The 20,605-nt window shown below is 71.3% G+C and carries 17 protein-coding genes; 15 read left to right on the top strand and 2 right to left on the bottom strand.

Translation table 11 applies throughout. The features are described 5' to 3' along the window. The first annotated feature begins 3 nt into the window (after positions 1 to 3). The 13 genes from AC07VX_RS12610 to AC07VX_RS12550 all read left to right on the top strand — a co-directional run bounded on the left by AC07VX_RS12610 (position 4) and on the right by AC07VX_RS12550 (position 16,738). On the top strand, positions 4 to 573 hold the full coding sequence (locus AC07VX_RS12610; RefSeq protein ID WP_493165064.1) for a double zinc ribbon domain-containing protein: 570 nt from the start codon (positions 4 to 6) through the stop codon (positions 571 to 573). Beyond that, positions 563 to 1,405 carry a type VI secretion system accessory protein TagJ gene (locus AC07VX_RS12605; protein WP_493165063.1) on the top strand — a complete coding sequence of 281 codons (843 nt, stop codon included), beginning with the start codon at positions 563 to 565 and terminating at the stop codon, positions 1,403 to 1,405. The genes AC07VX_RS12610 and AC07VX_RS12605 overlap by 11 nt, the downstream gene beginning before the upstream one ends. Continuing rightward, positions 1,405 to 1,941, top strand: a complete 537-nt coding sequence (gene tssE, locus AC07VX_RS12600; protein WP_493165062.1) for a type VI secretion system baseplate subunit TssE — start codon at positions 1,405 to 1,407, stop codon at positions 1,939 to 1,941. The genes AC07VX_RS12605 and tssE overlap by 1 nt, the downstream gene beginning before the upstream one ends. Positions 1,942 to 1,954: 13 nt before the next feature. After that, a complete protein-coding gene (gene tssF / locus AC07VX_RS12595) occupies positions 1,955 to 3,826 on the top strand; it encodes a type VI secretion system baseplate subunit TssF (protein WP_493165061.1) in 1,872 nt (623 codons plus the stop codon). After that, a complete protein-coding gene (gene tssG / locus AC07VX_RS12590) occupies positions 3,823 to 4,881 on the top strand; it encodes a type VI secretion system baseplate subunit TssG (RefSeq protein WP_493165060.1) in 1,059 nt (352 codons plus the stop codon). The genes tssF and tssG overlap by 4 nt, the downstream gene beginning before the upstream one ends. A 59-nt stretch (positions 4,882 to 4,940) precedes the next feature. Then, on the top strand, positions 4,941 to 7,616 hold the full coding sequence (gene tssH / locus AC07VX_RS12585; RefSeq protein ID WP_493165059.1) for a type VI secretion system ATPase TssH: 2,676 nt from the start codon (positions 4,941 to 4,943) through the stop codon (positions 7,614 to 7,616). A gap of 27 nt (positions 7,617 to 7,643) precedes the next feature. Next, positions 7,644 to 10,481, top strand: coding sequence for a type VI secretion system Vgr family protein (locus tag AC07VX_RS12580; protein ID WP_493165058.1), 2,838 nt, complete (start codon positions 7,644 to 7,646; stop codon positions 10,479 to 10,481). Continuing rightward, positions 10,478 to 11,020: a DUF4123 domain-containing protein gene (locus tag AC07VX_RS12575; RefSeq protein ID WP_493165057.1), complete on the top strand. Its 543-nt coding sequence runs from the start codon at positions 10,478 to 10,480 to the stop codon at positions 11,018 to 11,020. Before AC07VX_RS12580 ends, AC07VX_RS12575 begins: the two co-directional genes overlap by 4 nt. Beyond that, a complete protein-coding gene (locus AC07VX_RS12570; protein ID WP_493165056.1) occupies positions 11,020 to 12,765 on the top strand; it encodes a hypothetical protein in 1,746 nt (581 codons plus the stop codon). Before AC07VX_RS12575 ends, AC07VX_RS12570 begins: the two co-directional genes overlap by 1 nt. A 91-nt stretch (positions 12,766 to 12,856) precedes the next feature. After that, a complete protein-coding gene (locus AC07VX_RS12565) occupies positions 12,857 to 13,663 on the top strand; it encodes a hypothetical protein (RefSeq protein ID WP_493183906.1) in 807 nt (268 codons plus the stop codon). A 121-nt stretch (positions 13,664 to 13,784) separates the two neighbouring features. Then, positions 13,785 to 15,560 carry a type VI secretion system-associated FHA domain protein TagH gene (gene tagH, locus AC07VX_RS12560; RefSeq protein WP_493165053.1) on the top strand — a complete coding sequence of 592 codons (1,776 nt, stop codon included), beginning with the start codon at positions 13,785 to 13,787 and terminating at the stop codon, positions 15,558 to 15,560. Between the two features lie 10 nt (positions 15,561 to 15,570). After that, positions 15,571 to 16,320, top strand: coding sequence for a PP2C family protein-serine/threonine phosphatase (locus tag AC07VX_RS12555; RefSeq protein WP_493165052.1), 750 nt, complete (start codon positions 15,571 to 15,573; stop codon positions 16,318 to 16,320). A gap of 10 nt (positions 16,321 to 16,330) precedes the next feature. Further along, positions 16,331 to 16,738, top strand: a complete 408-nt coding sequence (locus AC07VX_RS12550) for a DUF4280 domain-containing protein (RefSeq protein WP_493165051.1) — start codon at positions 16,331 to 16,333, stop codon at positions 16,736 to 16,738. Positions 16,739 to 16,753: 15 nt separating this feature from the next. Here AC07VX_RS12550 and AC07VX_RS12545 read toward each other — a convergent pair whose 3' ends face one another. Continuing rightward, positions 16,754 to 17,122, bottom strand: a complete 369-nt coding sequence (locus AC07VX_RS12545) for a hypothetical protein (RefSeq protein ID WP_493165050.1) — start codon at positions 17,120 to 17,122, stop codon at positions 16,754 to 16,756. Between the two features lie 38 nt (positions 17,123 to 17,160). Continuing rightward, positions 17,161 to 17,721 (bottom strand): OmpA family protein, encoded by a 561-nt coding sequence (locus AC07VX_RS12540; protein WP_493183907.1) that lies wholly within the window; start codon positions 17,719 to 17,721, stop codon positions 17,161 to 17,163. 174 nt (positions 17,722 to 17,895) lie between these two features. On the opposite strand from AC07VX_RS12540, the gene tssK reads away from it, so the two are divergent. Together tssK and AC07VX_RS12530 are read left to right on the top strand one after the other, a co-directional pair. Then, complete coding sequence (gene tssK, locus AC07VX_RS12535) at positions 17,896 to 19,233, top strand: type VI secretion system baseplate subunit TssK (RefSeq protein WP_493165048.1); 1,338 nt, start codon at positions 17,896 to 17,898, stop codon at positions 19,231 to 19,233. 22 nt (positions 19,234 to 19,255) lie between these two features. Continuing rightward, positions 19,256 to 20,605, top strand: coding sequence for a DotU family type VI secretion system protein (locus AC07VX_RS12530; RefSeq protein ID WP_493165047.1), 1,350 nt, complete (start codon positions 19,256 to 19,258; stop codon positions 20,603 to 20,605).

Here is a 20,605-nt window from a genome sequence, read left to right as displayed (position 1 = left end):
CCCATGGCGCTCACCAACTACCGGGACATCAGCACGTCGATGAGCGACGTGTCGGCCGGCTTCCAGTTCGAGTTCTTCTGCGAGAAGTGCGGCGAGAGCTCGCGCTCGGCCTTCAAGCCCTATCGCAAGGGCCAGATCACGGGCTGGCTGAGCCGCTTCGCCTTCATGTTCTACGACCTCAACAAGGCCAGCCGCGCGACCGGCGCCTTCGCCGAGGCCGGCGGCGGCAGCGCCAAGGCCGAGGCCCTGGCCGAAGCCATGGCCGCCGCGGCGCCGCTCTACGAGAAGTGCCCCGGCTGCCGCAAATGGGTGGGCCGCGAGTGCTGGAACAGCGGCAGCGGCAGCTGCCGCGACTGCGCCGCCCGGGCGGCCCTGGACGCCGGCCCCGGCAGCCAGGGCGCGGCCAGCGGCGGCGGCTCGGCCTGCCCCAACTGCCAAACGCCAAGCGCAGGCGGCCGCTTCTGCCACGAATGCGGCTTCGACATGGCCAGCACGCACAAGAGCTGCCCGGCCTGCGGCGTCACCCTCCCGCGCCAGGCGCGTTTTTGCACGGACTGCGGCCATGGCTTCTGATCTCGCTCCCCAACAGGCCGCCGAAGAGCTTCTCCGCGCTGGCGACCCGCGCGCCGCGCTCGCCAAGCTGACCGAGGCCGTGCGCGCCAGGCCGGCCGACCCCAAGCTGCGCACCTTCCTGGCCCAGCTGCTCAGCGTGCTGGGCCAGTGGGAGCGGGCCCACACCCAGCTCAATGTCGTCGCCGACATGGACAAGCTCGCCATTCCCATGCGCGAGACGGTCGGCCATGCCATCCGCTGCGAGCTGCTGCGCGCCGAGGTTTTCGCCGGCAGGCGCACGCCCGTCGTCTTCGGCCAGCCCGAGGCCTGGGTGGCCCAGCTCATCGAGTCGCTCAAACAGCAGGGCGAGGGCAACGACCAGCTCGCCGCCAACCTCGCCGCCAAGGCCTTCGAGGCCGCCCCGGCGAGCGCCGGCAGCCTCGACGGCCAGCGCTTCGAGTGGCTGGCCGACGCCGACTCGCGCCTTGGCCCGGTGCTGGAAACCTGCCTGAACGGCCACTACACCTGGGTGCCCTTCAAGCACCTGGCCAAGATCCACTTCGACGCACCGGAGGACCTGCGCGACTGCGTCTGGATGCCGGCCCAGCTGAGCTTCACCAATGGCGGCAACAGCGTGGCCCTGGTGCCCACGCGCTACTGCGGCTCGGAGAAGAGCGCCGACGGCCTCATCAACCTGGCGCGCAAGACCGAGTGGCATCCGCTGCCGGGCGAGGAACGCTATGCCGGCCTCGGCCAGCGCGTGCTGGCGAGCGACATCGCCGATCACGACCTGATGGCCATCCGGGAGATCGTCTTCGACACCGGCGAGGCGGCACCCGGCGAAGGCGGCTGATGGCCGGCCTCGGCGCCCAGGACCGCCTCCAGCCCTCGCTGCTGGACCGGCTCACCGACCACGACCCCGGCTCCAAGGTCGAAGCCCTCGACGCCCGCGTGCTGAGCCGCAAGCAGCTGCGCGAGGCCGTGCTGCGCGACCTGTCCTGGCTGTTCAACGCCGTCTGCGAGGAGCCGGACATCGGCAACCGCAATGACCCCGAGCGCACCGCGCTGTGGAAGAGCGTGCCCCATGCCTGCGACTCGGTGCTGAACTTCGGCATCCTGCCCCTGACCGGGCAGACCATGACCATCCACAACTTCCCCCTCATCGAGGCCCAGGTGCGCCAGGCCATCGTGCGCTTCGAGCCCCGGCTGGACCCGGCCACCGTCGAGGTCCGCATCGCCAACGACATGAGTACCGGCATCCGCCCCACCAGCCTGCGCCTGACCATCAAGGGCCAGATGTGGAACCAGCCCGTGCCGCTGGAGCTGCTGCTGAGCGCCGATGTCGATGTCGATACCGGCCAGGCAGCGGTGCGCGACCTGAGGGCTTGAGACACTCTGCTCCATGGACCCCCGGCTGCTTCGCTACTACAACCAGGAACTGCGCTATCTCCGCGAGATGGGTGCGGAATTCGCACGCGAGTTTCCCAAGATCGCCGGGCGGCTGGGCATGGAAGGCCTGGAAGTCGCCGACCCCTACGTGGAGCGCCTCCTCGAAGGCAGCGCCTTCCTGGCTGCCCGCGTCCAGCTCAAGCAAGACGCCGAGTTCCCCCAGCTGGCCCAGGCCCTGCTGGACATGGTCTGCCCCAACCTCGGTGCGCCCATCCCCTCGATGCTGGTGGCCCGGCTCGAACCCGCCCAGGACCCCAACCTGATCGCCGGCTTCACGCTGCCGCGCGGCAGCGCGCTGATGGGCGCGAAGACGCCGCTGGGCCCCACGCGCTGCGAGTTCCGCACGGCCCAGCCCGTCACGCTGACGCCGATCAAGGTCAGCCAGGTCGAATACTTCCTCAGCGCCACCGACATCAACTTCAGCGGCCTGCCGCTGCGCGAGCGCCCCAAGAGCGGCGTGCGCGTGCGCCTGGAACTGCCCGCCGGCATGAGCTTCGCGAAGCTGCCGCTGGACAGCCTGCGCTTCTTCATGGGCGGCCTGCAGGACGTGGCGCTGAAGCTGCACGAGCTGGCCACCTGCCGCTGCGTCGGCGTTCTGGCCGGGCCGGGCGGCAGGGATGCCGCCGCCGGGCGGCAGTTCATCCCGGCCAGCCGCGTGCGCCATGTCGGCCTGGCCGACGACGAGGCCATGCTGCCGGTCACGCTGCGCGGCCTGTCGGGCACGCGGCTGATGCAGGAGTACTTCGCCTTCCCGCAGCGTTTCCTCTTCATCGACGTGGGCGGCCTGCGCCCCCACTTCGCGGCCTGCGGCGGCAACAGCTTCGAGCTCGTGCTGCTGTTCGACCGCTACGAGGCCAGCCTGGAGGGCGGCGGCGAACCGGCCAACTTCAGCCTGAACTGCGTGCCGGCCATCAATCTCTTCGAGCGCCGCGCCGAGCGCATCAACGTCGACGACAGCGCCACCGCCTTCCAGGTCATTCCCGACCGCCTGGCCGGGGCCGACTTCGAGGTCTTCGACGTCGCCTCGGTCACCGGCTTCTCCAGCGACACCGACGAGCTGCAGTTCCTGCCGCTGTTCGACGTGCCCCATGCCGACCCGGCAGGCGCCTCAGGCTATTTCAGCCTGCTGCGCGAGCCACGCCTGGCCAGCGACCGCACCCGGCGCGAGGGGCCGCGTTCGGCCTACGTCGGCAGCGAGGTCTTCCTGTCCCTCGTCGACCTGCAACGCGCGCCCTACCGGGCCGAGCTGCGCCAGCTGGCCGCCAAGATCCGCTGCACCAACCGCGACCTGCCCCTCTTCATGCCCGGCGGCCGCGACCACGGCGGCCTGACGCTGGAGACCCGCGCGCCGGTGGACAGCATCGGCGTCGTGGCGGGCCCTTCGCGCCCCTGCAGCGCCAGCCGCGAGGGGCCGCTGGCCTGGCGGCTGCTGTCGCTGCTGTCGCTGAACTACCTGTCGCTGGTGGACGAGGACCCTGAGCGCGGCGCCCTGGCCCTGCGCGAACTGCTGGGCCTGTTCGGCCAGAGCTCGGACGCCGGCCTGCTGCGCCAGATCGAAGGCGTGCGCTCCGTCGCCACCCGGCCCGTCGTGCGCCGCCATCCGGCGCCCGGCCCCATCGCCTTCGGCCGCGGACTGGAGGTGCAGCTGACCATCGACGAACTCTCCTTCGAGGGTGGCAGTGCGGCACTGCTCGGTGCCGTGCTGCACCACTACTTCAGCCGCCATGTGTCGATGAACAGCTTTGTCCAGACGCTGCTGGTCTCGCGCACGCGCGGCGAGCTCAAGCGCTGGCAGCCGCTGCCTGGCGCGCGAGCCGTGTTGTGAGCACCCGGCCCGAGCCCCCGATCTTCGACGTGCTCGCCGCGCGTCCGGGCCGCTTCGACCTCTTCCAGGCCCTGCGCCGCATCGAGGCAGCACACGCCGACAAGCCGCGCCTGGGCGAGGCGCTGCGACCGGGCGACGAGCCGGTGCGCTTCGCCAGCGAGCCGGCCCTGAACTTCGCGCCCACGCCCATCACCCGGCTGGATGCCAACGAGCATGGCCCGCCGCGCCTGGTGCAGCGCGTGCTGAGCCTGTTCGGCCCCAACGGCGCCCTGCCCACCCACCTGACCGAATACGCCCGCGAGCGGGCCCTGCACCACGGCGACCGCACCTTCGCGGCCTTTGCCGACATGCTGCTGCACCGCTTCGGCCTGCTCTTCTACCGGGCCTGGGTGAGAACCCATCCCGTGGTGGGCCTGGACCGCAGCCGCGACGCCCCCATCGTGCGCCACGTCGGCGCCCTCATCGGCCTGGCCGAGCCCGCGCTGCGCGAACGCGACGCGCTGGGTGACTTTCCCAAGCTGTATTTCGCCGGCCGGCTTGCCCGCTCGGCCCGCGACGCCGACGGTCTGCAGAGCTGGATCGCGCTGCGCTTTCGCGTGCCCGCCCAGGTGCAGCAGTTCAGCGGTCACTGGATGCCGCTGGAGGCCGAGGAGCGCACCCGCCTCGTGCGACACGACGGCGTGGGCCTGGGCCGCGGCGCCGTGCTGGGCCGCCAGGTCTGGGACGTGCAGCACAAGTTCCGCATCGAGATCGGCCCCCTGAGCTGGCCGGCCTTCCAGGCCTTCCTGCCCTCGGGTCAGAACCTGCAGGCCCTGCAGGCCATGGTCAGGCAGTACGTCGGCCATGAATTCGCCTGGGATGTACGGCTGCGCCTGAAGCCCGCCGAGGTGCCGGCCTGGCCCCTGGGCCGCAAACCCGGCGTGGGCATGCTGGGCCGCAGCGCCTGGCTGAACAGCCAGCGCCCGCGCAAGCGCGCCGACCAGCTGGTCATGAACGTCGAAAGCATCTGCCGGGAGCCCCTCGGCCCCTCCCTGGCGCCCAAGCATCAGATGTAGCGCTCACAGGGCGGAACCGAACGGCGGCCCCGGTCACTCAGCACCGAGGAGAACTGGAAATGACAGACATCAGCCGCCAAGCCCTGTTCGGCAAGCTCAATCCGCTGGCCTACAAATCCATCGAAGGCGCCACCGTCTTCTGCAAGCTCAGGGGCAACCCCTATGTCGAGCTGGTGCACTGGATCACCCAGCTGCTGGAGAACAACGAGTCCGACTTGGCCGCCATCGTGCGCCACTACGGCCTGGACGCCGCGGCCCTGGCCCGCGACGTGACGACGGCCCTGGACCGGCTGCCGCGCGGCTCGACGTCCATCAGCGACTTTTCCGAGCACATCACCCACGCCATCCAGCAGGGCTGGGTCTATGCCACGCTGATGTATGGCGAGGCCCAGGTGCGCAGCGGCCACCTGCTGCTGGCGCTGCTCTCCACGCGCACGCTGCGCGAAGCGCTGTTCGGCATCTCGCGCCAGTTCGAGAAGATCAAGGCCGACGAGCTGGCCGACAAGCTCCAAAGCCTGATCGGCAAGACGGGCGAGGCGGGCCTGGGCGCGACGGATGGCAGCGCGCTGGGTTCGGCCCAGCCCGGCCAGGCCGAAGGCGCGATGGCCCCGGCCGCCATGGGCCGCCAGGAGGCGCTGAAGAAGTTCACCGTCGACCTGACCGAGAAGGCCCGCAAGGGCGAGATCGATCCCGTCACCGGCCGCGACGACGAGATCCGCCAGATCGTCGACATCCTGATGCGCCGCCGCCAGAACAACCCGCTGCTGACCGGCGAGGCCGGCGTCGGCAAGACGGCCGTGGTGGAGGGCTTCGCGCTGCGGCTGGCCCGCGGCGACGTGCCGCCGCCGCTGCAGGGCGTCACGCTCCTGACGCTGGACATCGGCCTCTTGCAGGCCGGCGCCTCCATGAAGGGCGAGTTCGAGCAGCGCCTGCGCCAGGTCATCGACGAGGTGCAGGGCAGCCCCACGCCCATCATTCTGTTCATCGACGAGATCCATACGCTGGTGGGCGCCGGTGGCGCCGCCGGCACGGGCGACGCGGCCAACCTGCTCAAGCCAGCTCTCGCGCGCGGCAACCTGCGCACCGTGGGCGCCACGACCTGGGCCGAGTACAAGAAATACATCGAGAAGGACCCGGCCCTGACCCGCCGCTTCCAAACCGTGCAGGTCGAGGAGCCCGACGAGAAGAAGGCCATCCTGATGCTGCGCGGCGTGGCCACGGTGCTGGAGAAGCACCACCGGATCCAGCTGCTGGACGAGGCCATCGAGGCCGCCGTCAAGCTGTCGCACCGCTACATCCCGGCCCGCCAGCTGCCCGACAAGGCCGTCAGCCTTCTGGACACGGCCTGCGCCCGCGTCGCCGTCAGCCAGCACGCCATGCCGGCCGAGGTGGAGGACTGCAAGCGCCGCATCGAGTCGCTGGAGATCGAGCAGGGCATCATCGCCCGCGAGGCCCAGGTGGGCGTGCCCATCGGCGACCGGGGCACCAGCGTCGAGGCCTCGCTGACCCAGGAGCGCGAGCGCCTCGCGGCGCTGGAAGCCCGTTGGCAGCAGGAAAAGGATGTCGTTGCCAGGATCCTGGCGCTGCGCGCCAAGCTGCGGGGCGACGGCCAGCCGGTGGACGAGCCCGAATCGGCCCAGCCGGACCGCGACGCCCTGCTCGCCGAGATGCATGCCGCCCAGGCCCAGCTCACCGAGCTGCAGGGCGATGCCCCGCTGATCCTGCCCTCGGTCGACGCCCAGGCCGTGGCCAGCGTCGTCGCCGACTGGACCGGCATCCCGGTCGGCCGCATGGTCAAGAACGAGCTGGAAGCCGTGCTGCGCCTGGGCGCCACACTGGGCCAGCGCGTCATCGGCCAGCAGCATGGCCTGGACATGATCGCGCGCCGCATCCAGACCTCGCGCGCCAAGCTCGACAACCCCAACAAGCCCATTGGCGTCTTCATGCTGTGCGGCACCTCGGGCGTCGGCAAGACCGAGACGGCGCTGGCCCTGGCCGAGTCGCTGTACGGCGGCGAGCAGAACGTCATCACCATCAACATGAGCGAGTACCAGGAGTCGCACACCGTCTCCACGCTCAAGGGTGCGCCTCCGGGCTACGTCGGCTACGGCGAGGGCGGCGTGCTGACCGAGGCCGTGCGCCGCCGGCCCTACAGCGTCGTGCTGCTGGATGAGGTCGAAAAGGCCCACCCCGACGTGCACGAGCTGTTCTTCCAGGTCTTCGACAAGGGCTGGATGGAAGACGGCGAAGGCAGGCTCATCGACTTCAAGAACACCATCATCCTGCTGACCAGCAACGTGGGCTCTGAGCTGATCATGAACATGTGCCGCGACCCGGAGCTGCTGCCCGACCCCGAGTCGCTGGCCACGGCACTGACCGAGCCGCTGCAGAAGGTCTTCCCGCCGGCGCTGCTGGGCCGCATCGTGACGATTCCCTACTACCCGCTGTCCGACGAGATGCTGGCTCGCATCGTGCGCCTGCAGCTCGGCCGCATCGTCAAGCGCGTGGCCGAGAACCACCGCATCCCGTTCGAGTACAGCGACGCGGCGGTGGAGCTCATCGTCAAGCGCTGCAACAACGCCGAGTCCGGCGGGCGCATCATCGACGCCATCCTGACCAACACGGTCCTGCCCAAGATCTCGGTGGAATACCTGTCTCGCACGGCCTCCGGCCAGCCGCTACAGCGCGTCGGCCTGGGCGTGGCCGACGGCGATTTCAGCTATGCCTTCGACTGAAGCCCGGCGCGGCGCGGAGACGGTCACATGACGCAAGCGATGTCCATCAAGGTCGGCTCCGACGCCGACAAGCTGCTGGTGCTGCGCATGGAGGGCAAGGAGCAGCTCGGCGCCCTGCCGGAATGGCATGTCGACCTGGTGGGCAACGTCAGCCTGCTGGGTGTGCGTGAATCCATCGATCTGCATGCACTGCTCGGCCAGAGCGCCACCGTCACCATCGCGCATGGCGCCGAGCGCCACATCAACGCCTACATCACCGAGGCCCAGCGCGGCGAGCGCCGCGGCCGCTTCGACGGCTACCGCATCACGATGCGGCCCTGGCTGTGGTTCGCCACGCGCACGCGCAACTCCAAGGTCTTCCAGAACAAGAGCGTCAAGGACATCGTCACCGCCGTCCTCACGCCCTACAGTGCCGACTTCGCCTGGCGGCTGCAGGACGCCTCCGTCTACAAGCCGCTGGAGTACTGCGTGCAGTACGAGGAGTCGGACTTCGACTTCGTCAGCCGCCTGCTGGAGGAGGCAGGCATCTACTACTTCTTCGAGCACGACGACAGCACCCACACCCTGGTGCTGATCGACTCGATGGGCAAGCACGAGGCCAAGAGCGGCGAGGCGGCCATCCAGTGGTCCCACAAGCTCGATGCCGGCAAGGCCAGCATGGTCGAGTGGCACATGGCCGAGGAGGTGCACTCGGTCAAGGCCGTCGTGCGCGACTTCGACTACCTCGCCACCGCAACCTCCATCGAGCAGACGCACAGCGCGACGTCGACGGGCGAGACCACCAAGCTGGGCACGGCCGAGGTCTACGAGTTCCCCGCCCGAGCGGTGCAGAACCAGGTCAAGCCCGACGCCCAGTCCGCCACGGCCGCCGCCACGCGCATCGCCAAGATGCGCCTGGAGGAACTGCAGTCGCTGCAGAAGGTCTACACCGGCACCACCAACTGCAACGACCTGACCGTGGGTGCCACCTTCGACCTCGAAGACGCCCTGCACAGCGACGACGAGGACAGCTATCTCGTCGTCAGCATGAGCTTCAGCGCCGAGTTCGCCGACCACGAGGCGATCGAGGAGATCGCGGCCTCGCAGGGCCGCCGCGACGGCCTGCTGGCCAGCGTGATGTGCATTCCCACCGGCGGCAACCCATTCCGGCCACAGCGCCGCACGGCACGGCCCGTCATGTACGGCCCGCAGACGGCCATCGTCGTCGGCGCCTCGGGCAACGAGGTCGAGACCGACAAGCACGGCCGCATCAAGGTGCAGTTCCACTGGGACCGCGTCGGCACCAGGAACGAGAACAGCTCCTGCTTCGTGCGACTGTCCCAGCCCTGGGCGGGCAAGGGCATGGGCCTGTGGATGATCCCGCGCGTCGGCCACGAGGTCGTCGTCAGCTTCATCGGTGGCGACCCCGACCGCCCCCTCATCACCGGCTCGGTCCACAACGACGTCAACATCCCCGCCTACCCACTGCCGGCCAACTCCGGCATCAGCGGCTGGCGCACCCACTCCACCAAGGAGGGCGCGGCCGACGCCCGCCACGAACTGCGTTTCGACGACAAGAAGGACAGCGAGTACATCTGGCTGCAGTCGCAGAAGAACTTCCACCGCCACGTCAAGGAAGACGCCTTCGACTGGATCGAGAAGAACGAGAACAGGAAGGTCAAGCTCACGCGCCAGGAGGTCGTCGGCGAGAACTGGCTGGTCAACGTCGGCAAGGACGTCATGCACGACCTCGGCAAAGACCTGCACACCAAGGTCGCCGGCGACATCTTCACGACCGGTGCGGCCACCTGGCAGCTCAAGCTGGAGAAGGACTACAGCGCCAAGGTCGGCGCCGACTACGGGCTGGACATCACCGGCAAGACGGCCGTCAAGGCCGGCGGTGACATCAACCTGCAGAGCGGCGGCGCGGGCAACTTCAAGACCACCGGCAACCTCGTCGGCGAGGCCGGCGCCAAGGTCTCGCTCAAGGCCGCGGCCGACCTGCTGATGCAGGCCACCAACATCAAGGCCAAGGGCAGCGCCGAGATCGTGCTGGAGGCCTCGGCCGGCATCAAGATCGTCTGCGGCGGCTCCGTCATCACGCTGGGGCCGGCGGGCGTCACCATCGACGGACCGATGGTCAAGGTCAACTGCGGTGGTGGCGGCGGCTCGGCCGGCGCCGCCGAGAGCGCCGCCGCAGCCGAGCCCAAGGCCCCGGAAGACGCCAAGAACGAGGAGCTGCTGACCCCGGCGAAGGCCGAGGACTACGACAAGCTCTTCGCCGACCCGCTGGCCGACAACGCCGGCACCGCCGGGGCCGGCGGCGCTGGCGCTGCGGCCGGTGGGGCGGGGGCTGCGGCACGCCCGTCGGCACTGCGCGCCGGCTCCCTCGCTGCCGGCGCGGGACTGCTGGCCGCAGCGGGTGCGGCAGCCATGGCCGTGGCCGGCGGCGCCGCGCTCGGCCTGCCGGGTGGCGACGAGCCCGAGGAAGAAGCGGACGACAGCAATGCCGCGCGGGACCAGGTCATCGCCGATTCCGAGGCCAACGAGCGGGCAGCCCGCGAAGCCGAGGCCCGGGCCCGCCTGCCGGTGGAGAAGACGCCCGAGGAACAGCAGGCCGAGCGTGACGCGGCCGCGGCCGCGGCGCGCGAGATCGGCGCCACCCTGGCCGCTGCCGAGGCGGCCTATCAGGCCGCCAAGCAGGCCGAAGCTGCGGCCGAAGGCGAAGGCCCGCGCCAGACGGCAGCGCAGGTGCTCGCCGAGGCCGAGGCGGCCTATGCGGCAGCCATGCAGGCGCAAGCCCGGGCGGCCGCCGAGGCCGCTGCCGCCGCGGATGCACCCGAGCCGGGTGCCGCAAGTCCCGAGGGCAGTGGAGGGGCGGCTTGAGCCCTCCGCCCCTGGCCTCGGCCCAGATCCGATCGGCACTGTGGGACCGGACTGACGCGCGCGTGCACGCCGTCGTCGACGGCAGCGTCGTCCCCGGCCTGCCGCAGCGGCTGCAGGCGGCCCGCACCGCCGGCTGGGACTGCCTGCAGCGCGGCGCCCTCCGGCCCGAGGCTGCCGCGCAGGCCGCCTACATCGTCGAGCTCCAGCCCGAGGCCGAGTTCACCGGCTGGCTGCTCGGCGAGGCCTGCACCGCCTTCGCGGGCTGGGGGGTGCTGATGAGCTCCACCCGCCCCCTGCTGGCCATGCGCGAGCACAGCCGCGACCTCGCCGAGGTGCGCTGCCCCGACGGCCGCCGCCGCCCCTGGCGCTGGTGGGACCCCGAGCTCCTCGCCCTGCTGCTGCCCGGCCTCGCACCGTCGCAGCTCGATGCCTTCTTTGCCGCCGGCCAGCAGCTGGTCTGCCCCGGCTCCCCGAGCTGGACCTGGTGGCGCCGGCGTGACGGCGTGCTGGTGCAGCAGCTCCGCGAACGGGTGAACTGATGCTGCAGCTCAGCCCCGAACAACTCGACCAGGTCGAAGCCCTGCAGCTGCGGCGCGACGCGGCCGAACTGCTGCAGCTGCTGGGCAAGGCCTGGCCCGAGGTGGCCCAGCAGCTCCAGGCCCGCTGGCCGGCCTTCGTCGACGCGGCCCTGGAACGCGCGGGCCAGCTCGGCCTGCGCAGCGTGGCCGAGCTGGCCCGGTATGCCTCGCTGTGCTGCCTGTGGGGCGCGAGCTTCGAGGCCAAGCAGCGCTTCGAATGGGCCGCAGCCATCGCGGCCGATCCGGCCCTGAGCCCCACGCTGCGCCTGCACCAGCTCACCCACCGCTCGCGCGCAGAGCTGGTACGCCGTGCCGCCAAGGCTGCACCTACCGGCGAAGCACTGACACCTGCCGGCTTCGACAAGGCGCTGGCCGCCGTCGAGGCCGGGCTGGCCCACGCCGCGCGCGGCCGCGCCATCTTCCTCGACCGGCCGCCAGCGCCGCGGCCCGAGGCCTGCGACCTCGCCAGCATCAGCTTCGCCGTCGCCGAGCCCAAGCCGCTGCAGGCTTACCAGGGCCAGGACGGCACCTGGCGCCGCATCGACCTGGCGCCCTGGACGCCGCAGCCCGAGACCCTCGCCGCGCCGCTCGACGAACCGCGCCTGCTGCCCGCGCTCAGCCGCGCCGCCGGTGCCGGCGCCAGCGCGCGGCTGCAGCTCGCCGTCAGCGTCCAGGCCAGCTGCGGCCCCCACCACCCCGAGGTGCTGCACACCAGCGGCGCCGGCCGCCTGGCCTGGCGCGGCGCCGACACCGCCCGCCTCAGCCTCACGCTGCACGCGCCGCCGGCGCTGCCGCCCGACCCCAGGCTCGGCCCGGCCGGCATCGGCCATGGCGAGCCGCCGGACCTGCAGACCGTGTGCATCACGAGCTGCGGCATCCGGGACGCCGGTGCGCCGCTGGGCAGCCTCGAACTCGGCCTGCAGGTGCACGCCGCCACGCAGCGCCTCGTCGAGATCCGCCATGGCGCCCTGCCCGCCCAGGCCTGGCCCGTGGAAGGCCAGGCGGCGGCCCTGCCGACGGCCGGCACCGCCTGCCACCTGGAAGCCGACGGCCACGCCGAGCCGGCCCCGGCCTGGCTGAAGGCCTGGCAGGGATTGCAGCCGCTGACGCGCGCCGGCCTCGAAGAACTCTTCAACGCCTGGTCACGCCCGATGGACGGCACCAGCGGGCGCCTGGAGGCCGAGCTGTCGCCGCTGGTCGGTCAGGCCGGCTGCGCCTGGGGCTGGCAGCACGAGCCCGACGGCGCCGTCACGCTGCGGGTGCAGGCCGCCATCGACTTTGCCGCCCTGGTGCTGGACCTGAAGTTCAGCGGCGAGCTGGACTGGGCCGGCGCCCGCGCCCGCGTCGGCCTGCGCGCGCAGGGCCGCAGCGAGTGGCGCAGCCACCTCGACCTGCGCGGCAGCGACGGGCTGGACCCGGCCAAGGTCGCCTGGCGCCACCCCTTCGCGCTGAGTGTCGAAGCCATCGCCACCGGCCAGCCGGCCCTGCTGTCGGCCGGCCCGCTGGCGGAGGACCTGCGCGGCGCCGTCGTCGGCGAATGCGGCCTGAGGCCGAGGCCCGACGGTCGCGGCCACCAGTGGTTCTACCGCCTGGCCGTGGAGCCCGTACATGTCTGCCTGCTCAGGCATGACCCGGTCGGCGGCACGCAGCGCCAGCTGCGCGAGCTGCTGCCCGCCATCACCATCATCGACTGGAGTGCAGGCTGAACATGCGGCCCCCACGCTCGCTTCATTCGCGGCCCCTCGGCGGGGTCCATCAGCGCCTGCGGGCGGCCGGGCGGCGCTGATGGACCGCCTCATGTGCCTGCACGTCCAGACCAGCGGCGAACCCGTCGAGGTCTGGGTCAACGGCGTCCCCGTGCTGGCCCTGCGCGCCGGGGCTGGCAGCCAGTCGGTGACGGTGCACGAGTACCTTCAGAACGGCAGCAACCGCATCACGCTGGTGGTGGCGCCGCCCCCCGTCGCCCAGGCCGTGGCCGCGCCCGACGCGCCGGCCCAGCCGCGCATGGCCGCCCGCTCGGCCCAGGCGCGCGCCCGCCTGGTGCTGCTGCGCCAGGGCAAGAGCCTGGCGGACGAAGCCGTGCGCGTGCTGGCCGAGGTGGTCTGGGCCGTCGAGGAGGGCACGAGCTTCGACGCCCCCACCGCCGTGCACCAGGACCTGGAGCTGCCAGTCGGGTTCCCGCGCTGGCGCTGGCTGGATGCGCCCGTGCTCACCCCCGGCCCGCTGGACCGCCAGACCGTGCTGGCTGCGCTGCAGCGCATCGCCTTCGACCTGTCGCGCGGCAACCCCGACAGCCTGCTCGCCGCCTGCCGCCTTCGGCTGGAGGAGGTCGACCAGGCCTACCAGCGCCCCGCCGGCCATGGTGCCGCGGCCCTGCGCGAGCAGGTGCAGCAGCTCTGGCAGGCCGGCGCGCTGGCGACGCTGCAGCCGCCCACGGCCGAGACCCTGCTGCTGCGCGGCGTGGCCGGCAACCGGCTGCTGGAATGCCTCCATCCAACGGGCATGCCGGTACTCGGCAGCCAGAACGATGATGCGAAGCTTGGCAACATCGCCTGGCCCTTGCGGCTGACCCTGATCGAAGGCAAGGTCTACGTGTTGAGATGACCCACCCCCGAAGCGCCTTCGGCGCTCCTCCGCAAGGGGGCGCCCCTGGTGGCCCGGCAAAGCCGGCTCCACGGCGGCCGCTTGGTCCAATCATCTCGAACTCGCGCAGAGAATCGACGTCATGATCCGCCTCACCGTCTCCACCTTCAACGGCCTGCCGCTGAACCAGCCTCTTTTTGCCCAGTTCGACGAACTCGGCGGCGACATCGGCCGCGCGGACACCAACCAGCTGGTGCTGCCCGACCCCGAACGCACCATCTCGCGCGTGCATGCCCGCGTGCTGTTCCGCGCCAACGGCGGCTTTGGCATCGTCGACCAGGGCAGCAACGCCATCAGCGTCAACGGCATCCAGCTCGGCAAGGGCCGCGAGGCGGCCATCAAGCCGGGCGACCGCATCCAGATCGGCGGCTACCTGCTGGTCGTCGAGGCGGCCACCGCCACCACAGGCGCGGGAGACCCCTTCGCCGACTTCTTCGGCCTCGCACCGGCCTCGGCCACCCAGCCCGCCATCCGCCGCGATGCCATCGCGGCCGACCCGCTCGGCCTCCAGGGAGGTACGGGCGGCGGCGCCCCCGCCGCGCCCGCCTACGCGCCGCCGCCACCCGCGGCCATGGGCGGCATTCCGGCCGACTGGGACCCCTTCGCCCCCGTGGCCCCGCCCAGGCAGGCAGCGACTCCTGCCCCTTCCGCCGGCGCACGCGCACTCGGCCTGGACCTGGGGGCCGGCGCCCCAGCGCCGCTGATCCCCGACCTGCCCGGTGGCGGCGGTGGCCGCGGTGCCGGCGGCGATTCGCTGGACGTGCTTTTCGGCCTGGGCGGCCCCGCGCCGGCCGGCAACCCGCTGGCCCAATCCCTTCTGGGCGAGGCCGTCGCGCAACCGAACATGGCCGGCCACGCCGACCCCATGCAGGCCCTGGGCATGCTGCCGGCCGCAGCGGGCCAGGCCCTGCCGGACACGACCTCGGAGCTGAACCGGCCCTTCATCCCGCCGAACGCGCCTGCGTCCTCGGCGACGACCGGCCAGCGCCCGCGGCCACCCGCCGCTTCCATGGCCGCGCTGAATGCCCTCGATCCGTCCGGCACGCTGTCGGGCGCCGTCGTGTCCTGGAACGACAGTGCCGGTGAGGGCCGCACCATCATCCGCGCCGGCAAGAAGCCCGAGGCTGCTGCGCCGGTCACCGTTGCGCCGCCGATCGCTGCGCCGATCACAGCGCCTGTGGCCCCGATGGCCGCGGTGCCCGCCCCCTCGGTGCCGCCGCCGACGGCCCCGCTCGCCAGCCCGGCACCGGCCGTGCCCGCCGACCAGGCCGCGCTGCTGGCGGCCTTCCGCGAAGGGCTGGGCATGCCCCATCTGCCGGCCGGCGGCCTGACGCCCGAGTTCATGCGCCTGCTGGGCCAGATCGTGCACGAGTCGGCCCGCGGCACCGTGGACCTGCTAGTCGCCCGCGCCGCGCTCAAGCGCGAGGTGCGTGCCGAGGCGACCATGATCGTCGCCAAGGAGAACAACCCGCTGAAGTTCTCGCCGACGGCCGAGGTGGCGCTGGGCCATTTGCTCGGGCCCGCGGTGCGCGGCTTCATCGAACCACAGCGCGCCATGCGCGACGCCTTCGACGACCTGCGCGCCCACCAGCTCGCCTTCCTGGCCGGCATGCGCGCGGCGCTGGAGGGCCTGCTTCAGCGCTTCGACCCCGCCCAGCTGGAGTCGCGGCTGACGCAGAAATCGGTGCTCTCCAGCCTGCTGCCGGCGGCGCGCAAGGCCCAGCTCTGGTCGGTCTTCCAGCAGGAATACCAGCAGATCGCGGGCGAGCTGTCGGACGACTTCCATCAGGTCTTCGGGCGCGAGTTCCTGCGCGCCTACGAGGCCCAGCTCGACGCTCTGCAGTCGGAACAACGCTAGAAGGAGCCTTGTGCAAATCGAGCTCGCATTGATGTCGGAACAAGGCGGCCGCGACTACAACGAGGATGCCTGCGGCCACTGGCATTCCGAGCGCTACCTGTGCTGCGTGCTGGCCGACGGCGCCGGCGGCCACGGCGGCGGCGACATCGCGTCCAAGCTCGCCGTGAGCCATGTGCTGCAGGGCTATGCCAGCCTGCCCGCCCACCACCCGCAAGCCCTGGAAGCGCTGCTGGCCGACACCAACCGCGAGCTGCTGGCCCAGCGCGCCGCCAACCCGCAGCTGCGCAACATGCATTCCACGGTGGTCGTGCTGTCCATCGACCTGCAGGAGCGCCATGCGCTGTGGGGCCACTGCGGGGACTCGCGCTTCTACGCCTTCCGTGACGGCGTGCTCGCCCAGCGCACGCGCGACCACAGCCTGGTGCAGTCCCTCATCGACGGCGGCCTGCTCGACGAGGCCGGCGCGCGCGTGCACCCCAAGCGCAGCGAGCTCTACTCGGCTCTCGGCACCCAGGGCGAAGACCTGCACATCAGCGTGCAGCAGCAGCCCTGGCCGCTGCTCGGCCGCGAGGCGCTGATGCTGTGCACCGACGGCCTGTGGGAATGGGTGAGCGACGAGGAGATCGCGGCCGCCCTGTCCTTCGCGGCGGATCCCCAGGCCTGGCTGAACGACCTCGGCCAGCGCGTGCGCCTGGCCGCCGCCGACAAGCCCAGCCACGACAACTTCACCGCCCTGGCCTTGTGGCTGGGCGTCGACTGAGGAGCGAGCCATGCCTCAACATGTCTGCACCGGCGCGATGATGACCTGCACCATGGGCGCCGCGCCGAGCACGCTGAACGTGCTGCCCAAGAACAAGATGATGACCAGCAACATGGCAGCGGCCAACATCATGGACAACGTGCCCATGGTGAATATCCCGTCTTTCGGCGCATGCAAGAGCATGGCCAACCCGACGGTGGCCTCGGCCACGGCCGCTGCGACGGCCGCCGCGCAGGGGGTGTTCACGCTGACGCCCATGCCCTGCGTGCCGGTCTTCCCCGCGCCCTGGGCGCCGGGCACGCCGACCTTCATGCTGGCCAACCTGCCAGTGCTGAACAACACCTCCAAGCTGACCTGCGCCTATGCGGGCGTCGTCTCCATCACCAACCCCGGGCAGGCGACCGAGATGACGCCCTGAGGCGGCGCAGCCGGCTCAGATGTGGGTCTCGGCCTTCTTCACCAGCGCGTCGATCTTGAGCTGGTAGTCGCGGGACTGCTTCATCTCGGCCTTGAAGGCGGCCACCAGGGCCGTGTAGATCTTGGCATCCGCCGGCGCCTTCATGACGGGCTCCGTCTTCTCGAAGTCGGCCAGATCCCTGATCAGCTGCCTGAGCCGTTTCTCCAGCAGCTCGGTCATGTCGTTCATCGAGTTGATGGACGTGCGCAACTCGGCCTTGGCCTTGGCATAGGTCGCCAGGTCCTTCTGGCCGGCCTCCATGATGTCCTTGAGCGCCATCTCGGCCGTGGAGTTCTTGTCCAGGTCCTTCTTCGCGTCGTTCAGGATGTCCTTGCTGGTGGGCATGGCTTACCTCACGGGAGGGTGATGGGACGTGCTGCCGCTCACTTGCGGCCGATTTCCACGCGGCGGTTCTCGTCGGCGTTGGGCCGGGCGGGGTTCTTCAGGTCCTTGGAGCCGACCCCCTCGGTCACCAGCAGGGCCGGGTCGGTCCCCTTGCCGACGAGGTAGTTGCGCACCGACTCGGCGCGCTTGATGGACAGGGCCTGGTTGGCCGCGGGCGTGCCCGAGGCGTCCGCGTGGCCGATGATGCGCACCTTGCGGTCGGCATTCTTCTTGGTCCTGAGCACGTCGGCGAAGACGTCCAGCTGCTTCTTCAGCAGGGCCGGCAGCTCCGCCGAACCCACCTTGAAGGAGGTGGCCGGCAGCGAATACTTGATGGCCGGCTTGAAGCCCATGCACTTGAAGCCCGAGGCCTCCAGCTCCTTGCACTTGTCGTCGGGGAACAGGCCCTCGGCGATGGACTCCGCCGTGGGCACGGTCTTGCCCAGGTCGACGGCCTCGGCCGCAGAGGCCGCCGGCGGCGGGATCTCGGGCGTCTGGGCGGCCGCACTCAGGGTGAGACCGCACAAGGAATGAACCAGGAGGGGGCGAAACTGCTTCATGACGGGCATTCGTTGGTCGGCGGGAAAGAACCGCCATCTGAGTGACCGTCGGCGTCGAATGGTTCCCGACGGAGCGGGGAACCAAGCCGGCGCAGCAGTCACTCACTGCCTGATCGCAGGCTGCCTCGGCTGCCCCTGTCCGTTTTCCATGCTCCTCTTGAGGCAATTCCACACATGACCTGGCGTGACCGAGTGATCTGGACGGAGGGCATGTTCCTCCAGCCGCAGCACTTCCAGCAGCACGACCGCCACTGGGAGCACCAGTGGCGCCAACGCCTGCAGCAGGCCGTGGCCTATGCCTGGGGCTTCACGGCCCTGAGCCTGGACGAGGCCTCGCTGACCCTGGGCAAGGTCGGACTGGCCGCCGCCCAGGGCCTGTTGCCCGACGGCACCGCCTTCTCGGCGCCCGGCGGCGACGCGACGCCGGCAGCCCTGGACATCCCGGCTGACGCCCGCAACGAGATCGTCGTGCTGGCCGTCACGCTGCAGCGCCCTGGCGTCGTCGAGACCGATGCCGAGGCCGCCGCCGGCGCCATGGGCCCGCGTTTCACGGCCACCGAGGTCAGCGTGGCCGACAGCAACGCCCAGATCGACCGCGACGCGCCGCTGCAGATCGGCCGGCTGAACCTGCGCCTGATGCTGCAGCGCGACGCCGGCGAAGGCTATGCGACGCTGGGCGTGGCCCGGGTCGTCGAGCGCCGCGCCGACAACCGCGTCGTGCTGGACCCGGCCTACGTGCCGCCGCTGCTGCACGCCCCCGCCCACCCGGTGCTGGACGGCTATGTGCGGGAGCTCTGCGGCCTGCTCAACCAGCGCGGCGAGGCCCTGGCCGCACGACTGGCCGCGCCGGGCCGCGGCGGCGTGGGCGAGATCGCCGACTTCCTGCTGCTGGAAGCGGTCAACCGCAACCAGGCCACCTTCCAGCACCTGCGCACGGTGTCGCTGCTGCACCCCGAGCGGCTGTACAGCGACTGCCTGGCGCTGGCCGGCGACCTCGCTACCTTCCGCGACAGCCGCCGCCCCACGGCCTACGCCACCTATGTGCACGACGACCTGGCGGCCACGTTCAAGCCGGTCATCGACGACCTGCGCCAGTCGCTGTCCATGGTGATGGAGCAGACCGCCATCCCGATCGAGCTGCAGGACCGGGCCTACGGCGTGCGCGTGGCACTCATCCCCGACGTCGGCCTGCAGCGCACGGCCACCTTCGTGCTGGCGGTGTCGGCCCAGCTGCCAGGCGACGCCCTGCGCGCCCGCTTCCCCACCCAGGTCAAGATCGGCCCGGTCGAGCGCATCCGCGACCTCGTCAACCTGCAGCTGCCCGGTGTCACGCTGCGGCCGCTGCCGGTGGCGCCGCGCCAAATCCCCTACCACGCAGGGCACAACTACTTCGAGTTGGAGACCCGTGGCAACGAGTTGTGGAAGCAGCTCGAAACCTCGGGTGGCCTGGCCATGCACATCGCCGGCGAGTTCCCCGGCCTTGAGCTGGAGTTCTGGGCCATCCGTGCCTGACCCATCCTGATCGGTCCTCCCCATGAGCGATCCCAACAACGACGATCCCTTTGCCGCCTTCGGGCAGGACCGCACCGTCATCAAGCCCAGCGCGGGCCGGCCGACGACGGGCATCCACCAGCCGGCCAAGCCGGCCGCGCCGGCGGCCCCCATGGGCAACCCACCGGCCGGCATGCCCGCTGGCCCGGCCGGGCGCGAGGCCCCGATGGCGCTGGAGGCATTGACCACCGCCAGCCTCAACCCGCTCGTTGCCGCCGCCATGCCGCTGCTGTCGGCGGCGCCGCGCATCCGGCACAGCGCCCAGCATCCCAACCCGGCGGGGCTGAAGGAAGCCCTGGCCGAAGGCGTGCGCGCCTTCGAGGCCAAGGCGCGGGCCGAGGGCCTGCCCAACGAACAGGTCATCGCCGGCCGCTACATCCTGTGCACGCTGCTCGACGAGTCCGCCGCCAGCACGCCCTGGGGCGGCTCGGGCGCCTGGGCTGCGCAAAGCCTGCTGGTGCAGTTCCACAACGAGTCCTGGGGCGGCGAGAAGGTCTTCGCGCTGATGGCCAAGCTGGCCGAGAACGTGCCGGCCAACCGCCACCTGCTGGAACTGCTCTACGTCTGCCTGGCCTTCGGCTTCGAGGGCCGCTACCGCGTCATCGACAACGGCCGCGCCCAGCTCGACGGCGTGCGAGCCCGCCTCGCACAGATGCTGCGCCAGGGACAGACCCCCGACCCGGCGCTGTCGCCGCGCTGGCAGGGCGCCGAGCCCGCCGAGCGTGGCCTGCGCCACCAGCTGCCGCTGTGGGCCATCACGGCCGCCACGGCGCTGGCGCTGCTCGTCGCCTACGTGGTGCTGCGGTTCGGCATCAACGGCGCTTCCGACGAGGTGTTCACCGCGCTGCGGGGCTTCGATGTGAAGACCGCCGCGGTCGCCGCACCGACGCCCCCGCCCGCGGCGCCGCGCCTGGCCGGGCTGCTGGACGCCGACATCAAGGCCGGCCTGGTGCAGGTCAACGACCTGGCAGACCGCTCCATCGTCATCATCAAGGGCGACGGCCTGTTCGGCCCCGGCAGCGCCGAGGTGTCGAGCGAGCTGCGGCCGCTGGTGCTGCGCATCGGCGAGGCCCTGCAGCGCATGAAGGGCTCGGTACTCGTCACCGGCCACACCGACAACCAGCCCATCCGCTCGCTGCGCTTCCCATCCAACTGGCATCTGTCGCAGGCGCGCGCCGAGGCCTTCCGCAACCTGCTGGCCGAGCGCGTCGAGATCGGCCGCCTGCGCGCCGAGGGGCGCGCGGACGCCGAAGCCGTGGCCGACAACGCCACCCCCGCCGGCCGCGCGAAGAACCGCCGCGTCGAGGTGACGTTGATGGTGCAGGACCGCTGA

Source organism: Roseateles sp. GW821-FHT03B02, assembly GCF_059421025.1.
This window is presented reverse-complemented; position numbering and strand designations above follow the sequence as displayed.

What these genes read in the sequence shown, in the direction of transcription:
- AC07VX_RS12545 (WP_493165050.1), bottom strand. Translation starts at nt 17,122, where the DNA reads ATGCCCACCAGCAAGGACATCCTGAACGACGCGAAGAAGGACCTGGAC.
- AC07VX_RS12570 (WP_493165056.1), top strand. Translation starts at nt 11,020, where the DNA reads ATGCTGCAGCTCAGCCCCGAACAACTCGACCAGGTCGAAGCCCTGCAG.
- tagH (WP_493165053.1), top strand. Translation starts at nt 13,785, where the DNA reads ATGATCCGCCTCACCGTCTCCACCTTCAACGGCCTGCCGCTGAACCAG.
- AC07VX_RS12605 (WP_493165063.1), top strand. Translation starts at nt 563, where the DNA reads ATGGCTTCTGATCTCGCTCCCCAACAGGCCGCCGAAGAGCTTCTCCGC.
- tssH (WP_493165059.1), top strand. Translation starts at nt 4,941, where the DNA reads ATGACAGACATCAGCCGCCAAGCCCTGTTCGGCAAGCTCAATCCGCTG.
- AC07VX_RS12550 (WP_493165051.1), top strand. Translation starts at nt 16,331, where the DNA reads ATGCCTCAACATGTCTGCACCGGCGCGATGATGACCTGCACCATGGGC.
- AC07VX_RS12610 (WP_493165064.1), top strand. Translation starts at nt 4, where the DNA reads ATGGCGCTCACCAACTACCGGGACATCAGCACGTCGATGAGCGACGTG.
- AC07VX_RS12540 (WP_493183907.1), bottom strand. Translation starts at nt 17,721, where the DNA reads ATGAAGCAGTTTCGCCCCCTCCTGGTTCATTCCTTGTGCGGTCTCACC.
- AC07VX_RS12580 (WP_493165058.1), top strand. Translation starts at nt 7,644, where the DNA reads ATGACGCAAGCGATGTCCATCAAGGTCGGCTCCGACGCCGACAAGCTG.
- AC07VX_RS12530 (WP_493165047.1), top strand. Translation starts at nt 19,256, where the DNA reads ATGAGCGATCCCAACAACGACGATCCCTTTGCCGCCTTCGGGCAGGAC.
- tssK (WP_493165048.1), top strand. Translation starts at nt 17,896, where the DNA reads ATGACCTGGCGTGACCGAGTGATCTGGACGGAGGGCATGTTCCTCCAG.
- AC07VX_RS12565 (WP_493183906.1), top strand. Translation starts at nt 12,857, where the DNA reads ATGTGCCTGCACGTCCAGACCAGCGGCGAACCCGTCGAGGTCTGGGTC.
- tssE (WP_493165062.1), top strand. Translation starts at nt 1,405, where the DNA reads ATGGCCGGCCTCGGCGCCCAGGACCGCCTCCAGCCCTCGCTGCTGGAC.
- tssF (WP_493165061.1), top strand. Translation starts at nt 1,955, where the DNA reads ATGGACCCCCGGCTGCTTCGCTACTACAACCAGGAACTGCGCTATCTC.